This is a genomic window from Pseudomonas zhanjiangensis, assembly GCF_041027545.1.
Classification (GTDB): domain Bacteria; phylum Pseudomonadota; class Gammaproteobacteria; order Pseudomonadales; family Pseudomonadaceae; genus Aquipseudomonas; species Aquipseudomonas zhanjiangensis.
In genome coordinates this window covers 23,563-29,885 of the sequence record NZ_JBFTEG010000029.1, presented here as the reverse complement: position 1 = coordinate 29,885, position 6,323 = coordinate 23,563, and the positions used below count along the sequence as shown (strand labels likewise).

Annotated in this window: 5 protein-coding genes and 2 pseudogenes; 6 read left to right on the top strand and 1 reads right to left on the bottom strand. The window is 54.9% G+C overall.

What is annotated here, in order from left to right; all coding sequences use genetic code 11:
* Positions 1–81: 81 nt before the first annotated feature.
* Positions 82–423, bottom strand: coding sequence for a helicase-related protein (locus tag AB5S05_RS21070; RefSeq protein WP_369289473.1), 342 nt, complete (start codon positions 421–423; stop codon positions 82–84).
* A 236-nt stretch (positions 424–659) separates the two neighbouring features.
* Here AB5S05_RS21070 and AB5S05_RS22285 point away from each other — a divergent pair.
* The 6 genes and pseudogenes from AB5S05_RS22285 to AB5S05_RS21045 form a co-directional block, all read left to right on the top strand.
* Positions 660–767 (top strand): annotated as a pseudogene (locus tag AB5S05_RS22285) (helix-turn-helix domain-containing protein); the annotation flags it as partial.
* A gap of 16 nt (positions 768–783) precedes the next feature.
* Positions 784–1,097: pseudogene (locus AB5S05_RS21065) on the top strand (integrase core domain-containing protein); the annotation flags it as partial.
* A 360-nt stretch (positions 1,098–1,457) separates the two neighbouring features.
* On the top strand, positions 1,458–2,609 hold the full coding sequence (locus AB5S05_RS21060) for an aromatic ring-hydroxylating oxygenase subunit alpha (protein WP_369289471.1): 1,152 nt from the start codon (positions 1,458–1,460) through the stop codon (positions 2,607–2,609).
* A gap of 39 nt (positions 2,610–2,648) precedes the next feature.
* Positions 2,649–2,963: a 2Fe-2S iron-sulfur cluster-binding protein gene (locus AB5S05_RS21055; protein ID WP_369289470.1), complete on the top strand. Its 315-nt coding sequence runs from the start codon at positions 2,649–2,651 to the stop codon at positions 2,961–2,963.
* Between the two features lie 2 nt (positions 2,964–2,965).
* On the top strand, positions 2,966–4,135 hold the full coding sequence (locus AB5S05_RS21050) for an NAD(P)/FAD-dependent oxidoreductase (protein ID WP_369289469.1): 1,170 nt from the start codon (positions 2,966–2,968) through the stop codon (positions 4,133–4,135).
* Positions 4,136–4,703: 568 nt separating this feature from the next.
* The gene (locus tag AB5S05_RS21045; RefSeq protein ID WP_369289468.1) at positions 4,704–6,311 is read left to right on the top strand and encodes a BCCT family transporter; all 1,608 of its coding nucleotides are present in this window, start codon (positions 4,704–4,706) and stop codon (positions 6,309–6,311) included.
* The last annotated feature ends 12 nt before the right edge of the window (positions 6,312–6,323 follow it).

Below are 6,323 nucleotides of genomic sequence, written 5' to 3'. Positions count from 1 at the left end.
TTCGAGCATTACAACGAGGAACATCCACACAGCGCACTGAAATACCGCTCGCCTCGGGAATTCAGGCGCTTGGCTGAGGCATCAACTTAACGGGGTGTCGGTGTCCGGTTTGATAGGGGTAAGTCCAATGCGGCCGATGCGCTGTTCGAGTTTGGTAGGATTCCATGGCAAGTCTACGTTGATCAGCGTACCCAGCGTCTGCAGGTTGAGGCCTTCGCAGGCAGCATCGGTAGCGATCATCAGGCGGAGCTTGCGGTCTGCGACCATGCGCTTGAGTGTTTCGCACTCAATGGCCACGCTGTCACCTTGTCGATAGAGCCGGCTCCGACCAGCCCCCGCATACAGGCCTACCGCCTCATCGGGGTAGCGTGCAGCGAGCGATTCAGCCACCCAGCGGGCCGTATCGTAGTATTGACTGAAAATGATGCAGCCAAGCTCACGCCAGCCCTCGTTCTCTAGGTAGTGCAGGATTGCTTTAAGTTTTGGATCTTCCTTGACCCGCTTCAGGCGATCTAGCGGTGACCTCTCAGTAGGTTGTTCATCCGGGGCATTCCCGGAATTCTGGAAGTGCGACCAACCAAGCCTTCCAGGAGCCCCGGATGAGTCTGCATTAACATGCCCGTCATACCCCTCGCGGTCGAGCCCTTTGGGTTCGGCGAATTCACCACGGCCTGCGGGTCGAGGAAGCCGCCCAGGCCGCTGGAGTGAGCGTTCGAACCGCCTACAAATGGCTGCGGCGCTTTCGCGAGGAAGGCGAAGCCGGCTTGAGGGGTTCACCTTACCCGCATCATGACCGACAGCGGCAGCTGTTATGGCTCGCGCAAGTTCCGGCGCCTGGTCAGACGATTGGGGCTGCGCCACCTCCGCCCAAACCTGACACGCCACGCACCAACCGCAAGGCCGAGCGCGTCATCCAGGCCAGTCCGCGCGAATGGGCCTATGCCCGCAGTTACGAAAGCTCCGAACAGCACGCAGCCCTCCTGCTGCCATGGTTGCACCACTACAACTGGCTCCGCCCACATGCCAGCCTCGGTTACAACCTGCCCATTAGCCGCGCACTACTTTCACTGAACAACGTACTGAGTTTACACATCTAGCAGCTGCTCCTAGCCATATTTTTCCTTCTTTATCGGCATATTTTTTGAGCTTTTACTTTTTTTGGTTGGCAATTAAGGTCTGGGGTGTCAACGAAAAACACATTAGTCCAGAGGGCACCACATGACGGAAGATGCATCCATGCCGGAGCAGCTGGGCGCTGCCTCGCGACCCCTTGAACACCCGCTGGCGTCTGCGCCTGTTACCTATACGAGTCTAGGTTTTCTGAGGCGGGAGCTTGGTGACATCTTCTTCGAGCGGCCTTCATCGTTGACGTCGCCGATAAACAACATCACATACGATCTGGCCCAGCGTATCGCTGGGTTTGAACGCGCTCTCCCAATAGCTGCCGGGTGAAAACGATGGAAGACAAGCAAAACAAAGTGATTGCGGACATGGCAGCGCGGCTGCACGAGATAGCCGCTCTTCCCGAGGACGAAGCTCGGTGCCTTCCCGGACAGTTCTATACCTGCCCGGAGTTCTATCAGTTCGAGGTCGAGACCTTTCTTAAGAAGGAATGGCACTGCGTCGGCCGGGAGGATGAAGTGGCATCCCCAGGAGACTATTTCACGACCGTACTGTTCGACGAGCCGCTGCTGGTCATTAGAGGGGACGATAGCGAGATACGGGTGCTGTCCAATGTGTGTCGGCACCGGGGAATGCCTCTCGCGGAAGGGCGAGGCTCGGCCCGGCGTTTGGTCTGCTCCTACCACGCATGGAGCTATGCGCGTGATGGGCGGCTGTCCAACGCGCCGCGAATGCAGGACAAAGGCATCAACGCAGGCAATTGCAGTCTCCCGGTCTTTCGAAGCGAGCTCTGGAATGGCTTCATCTACGTCAACCTAGACGACGCTGCCGCCCCGCTGAGTAGCCGTCTACAAGGCTTGGAGGCGCTTCTCGACAGCTACGGTACCCGGGAAATGCGCATTGTACACGCCCAGGAAGAGATCTGGAATACGAACTGGAAGTGCCTCGTCGAGAACTTCATGGAGGCCTACCATCTCTCGGTCGTGCACCCGGAAACCCTGCATCCCTATACACCGACCGGGCTGAGCCGGAAGTCGATGGCCAACGACTCCTTCACCAGTTACTGCGCAAACTATCCCGAAGCCGCTGAATCAAGAGGGTTCGGAGCGCCAGGGTTGTCAGACGAGGAGCGGAAGCGATCGACGTTGTTCTGTCTATTTCCGACCCAGATCGCAAGCCAGGCGGCCACACTGCTGGTCTCACTGTCCATCCAGCCTCTCGCCGTCGACAAGATCATGGTCCGGTGGACGATGTCGACCTACTCGAACGAGCTTACCCGCGACGAGCTAGATCAACGACTCGCCTTGTGGAACGAGGTCAACCGCGAGGACCGGGAGAAGCTTGAGCGTATGCAGCGCGCACTGTCATCGCGACACGCCCCCTCCGGACATCTGGCGCCTCGAGATTACGAAGGCACGATATGGGATTTCTATCGATATCTTTCGCGCAGCATCGAGAAACCCACGACGACCAGCGCTGAAATCTGAAGGCTACCTGTCATCACCTTATTCGAGGAGTAACTATTCATGCCCCGTGTAACGTGGAAATGCTCCGACGGCAAAACCATATCCGCAGATATCGAGACCGGCGTTAGCTTGATGGAGGCCGCCGTCAACCTGAATGTCCCCGGTATTTTTGGCGATTGTGGTGGCGCTCTTTCCTGCGCCACTTGCCATGTAGTGCTCGATGAAGCCTGGCAGCACATCGTGCCGGGCCCGACTGATATGGAAGGTGAGATGCTTGAAGTTGTGGAGGGCGGCAGGACTGACCGCAGCCGGCTGAGCTGCCAGATCCGGGTAACCGAACAGTTGGACGGTATCGTCCTACATGTGGGGGTGTGAGCATGGCGGAAAATATCGTTATTGTCGGCGCGGGGCAGGCCGCCGTGTCCTGTGCCGCTCGGCTGCGCGCGCTATCGCCAGAATGCAGCATCAGCCTCATCGGCGATGAGCCCTATCTACCATATCAGCGGCCGCCGTTGTCGAAAGCGTTTCTCACCGGTGAGCTCTCGGTAGAGCGCCTCGCACTCAAGCCGCACGACTGGTATGACGCCCAGGCAATTGACCTAAAGCTCGAAAGTTCTGTCAGTAGCATCGACAGGCGCGAGCGCCAGGTCATATTGCAAGGTGGAAAGCGGATCCCGTACGACAAGCTCGTCTTGGCCACAGGATCGCGTCCGCGCGTTCTTCCCGATAAGTTTACGCGCGACGCTAGCCGCATCTACACCCTGCGTGGCATAGCGGACGCCGAAATGCTGAAGGGCGAGCTTCGTCCTGATCGTCGACTCTTGGTAATTGGCGGAGGTTATGTCGGCCTGGAGTTTGCTGCGTCCGCTGCGAAGACCGGCCTAGATGTCGTGCTTGTCGAAGCCGCCGAGCGTATTCTCGGTCGGGTTGCAGCCTCCGAAACCGCAGACTTTTTCCGCGAGCTCCACCGCAGCCACGGCGTCAAGATAATTGAGGGTGTTGGCGTTCTTTCGATCTGCGACATCGATGGCGCAAGGCGAGCCTCGCTTTCAAATGGCGAACAGGTAGACGCCGATTTTGTTGTCGTCGGCATCGGTGCGATCGCCAATGATCGACTGGCTATGGAGTGCGGTCTCGAGACCCGAAACGGGGTTCTCGTCAATGAGAACGGGCAAACCAGCGATCCGCGCATTTTTGCGGCAGGCGATTGCGCAACCCTGGGCGGCGAAGCGCTGACTGCCAGGATCGAGTCGGTTCAGAATGCAATCGAGCAAGGCGACGCGGTCGCTCATTCATTGCTGGGGCAGGCCGCCCCCCCCAGAAAAACACCGTGGTTCTGGTCGGATCAATTCGATGCAAAGCTTCAGATCGCGGGTATCAACAGCGGTTTCGACCGCACAGAAGTCAAGGCCGGGGCCAGAGCCGGGGCACAATCCATCTGGTATTACGCAGGCGAGACACTGCTTGCCGTCGATGCAATCAATGATCCGGTCACTTATATGACTGTGCGACGTATCTTGGACGCGAGAACGTCAACATTAGAATGAATAGGTTGAACCAGTGGATGAAATATATGCTCAACCGCATCCGCTAGCTCATAGCGACTGTCGAAAACCGCGAGCATGACATTCGCATCTGAACGCTTGAATATATCTCAGGAATAGATGTCGACTGCTATCTCGTATTTGAGAGTAGGGGCTAGAATCGTACCTGTTCGTGCAGCAAGCCGAGGGTATATAACCGCTCGCTACTGGCAATAAAAACTGGTTGCTTTACCGGTTCTTAAAGAGCCTGGCGTCATGCGGCGGCGACCCATGGCTTACTAGCGAAAGCAAAGCTTAATGGTCTTGAACCGTCAACTTGGCTGCATGAGGCGACTGGAAATTCGCCGACTTGGTCGAATAACTGTACTGATGATAAGGAACGTCTGAAGTAGTCATGTTTGGAAAAGTGTGCCCAGTAAACATGCGGGCTTCAGGCCGGCTTGTGCAAAAAAAGGGGCTATCAGAGTTTTGCTAGAGGGTCGTAAATCATGAGAGACAATTAATTTTAGCTTTCTTAGTTGAGGCATCCGGCCAATCGTTATAATTGCCAAGCGTCATAGGAATTGCTCAGATGAATAACAAGTACAATATAGCGAGACAAGGTTTCCTTTCAGGCATAAATCCCTCGATGGGAATCTTGTCCAAGATCATAGTGTTAGTCTTTCTTGTCTTCACTATTTACGATCCAGAGTATGCTGGAGCGTTATACGGAGCAATTAAAGATACCATCCAGTCCACGTTTGATTGGCTCTATGTGGGTTTGATCGGCGTCATGTTTCTTCTGTGCATATGGTTAGCTACAGGCAAAAGAGGAGAAATTCGGCTTGGCGCCGATAATGAAGAGCCTGAGTTCAGTTATTTTGCATGGTTCGCTATGCTTTTCAGTGCCGGAATGGGTATTGCAATGCTGTTCTGGAGTATTGCCGAGCCGATGTACCATTTCCAAGGAAACCCCTTTATTGAAATGGCCGGCATCGCGCCAAAATCAGCAGAGGCAGCTCAGGTTGCCATGAGGATTTCATTTTTTCACTGGGGCTTCCACGGTTGGGCAATATATGCTGTCGCTGGTCTGGCTATGGCATATTTTGCATACCGTAAAGGATTGCCCCTCACTATTCGCTCGGCTCTGTACCCGATCCTCGGTGAGAGAATTTATGGGCCGATCGGTCATGCGGTAGATATATTGGGTATATTTGCCACAGTATTTGGAGTGGCCACCTCGCTGGGGTTGGGTGTATCTCAAATGAATGCGGGGCTTAACTATCTGTTTGGGATGGAGATCTCCACAGCTAACCAGATTGTATTGATTATTGCCATTTCAATCTTGGCTACAACGTCTGCGGTTTCCGGTGTTGCCAAGGGCATTCGTATTCTCAGTGAATGGAACGTTAAACTCACCGCCGTAATCTTGGCGTTCTTCCTGATTGCCGGTCCCACGACGTTTCTTTTGGGACTGCTCTCCACCAGCTTTGGAGACTATATCTGGAACATGGTGCCCATGAGCTTCTGGGTTGACCCAAATCCTGAAGGGCAGTGGCAGGGGTGGTGGACCGTCTTCTACTGGGGATGGTACATCGCATGGACTCCCTTCGTTGGTATGTTTATCGCTCGAATCTCGCGTGGTCGCACCGTTCGTGAGTTTCTGGTAGGCGTCATCGCGATACCGAGTTTAGTAAGCTTTATCTGGCTTGCGCTTTTCGGCGGCACGGCGCTGCACATGGAGCTCTACGGTGCTGGTGGAATCGTTGATGCTGTCAACAACAACTTGACCACTGCGCTGTACGTCACCATCGAAAAAATGACCACTGAATGGCTGGCCTGGCTAATGGCAGCGATGGCAACATTGCTGATTGTTACTTGGTTTGTCACTTCGGCAGACTCGGGTACGCTGGTCATCTGCACGCTGCTTTCTATCGGTGACATAGAGCCTCCACGCAAGTTTAGGATCATTTGGGGTATGGGGCTCGGCGCAGTAGCAGCAGTGCTGCTTCTTGCCGGTGGCCTGAAAGCATTGCAGGCTGCCTCCATTGCCGCTGCACTTCCATTCTCAATTGTGTTGATTTTGATGATATACGGCTTGCTCAAGTCGCTTATTCAGAACCCGGAGTACAGTGAGGTTGAAGTGCATGCACCGTCCCAAGCACTGTCGCCGAAACCTGAGCTGCGAAATTCACTGTAATTCTCTTAGGGT

What these genes read in the sequence shown, in the direction of transcription:
- AB5S05_RS21060 (WP_369289471.1), top strand. Translation starts at nt 1,458, where the DNA reads ATGGAAGACAAGCAAAACAAAGTGATTGCGGACATGGCAGCGCGGCTG.
- AB5S05_RS21045 (WP_369289468.1), top strand. Translation starts at nt 4,704, where the DNA reads ATGAATAACAAGTACAATATAGCGAGACAAGGTTTCCTTTCAGGCATA.
- AB5S05_RS21055 (WP_369289470.1), top strand. Translation starts at nt 2,649, where the DNA reads ATGCCCCGTGTAACGTGGAAATGCTCCGACGGCAAAACCATATCCGCA.
- AB5S05_RS21050 (WP_369289469.1), top strand. Translation starts at nt 2,966, where the DNA reads ATGGCGGAAAATATCGTTATTGTCGGCGCGGGGCAGGCCGCCGTGTCC.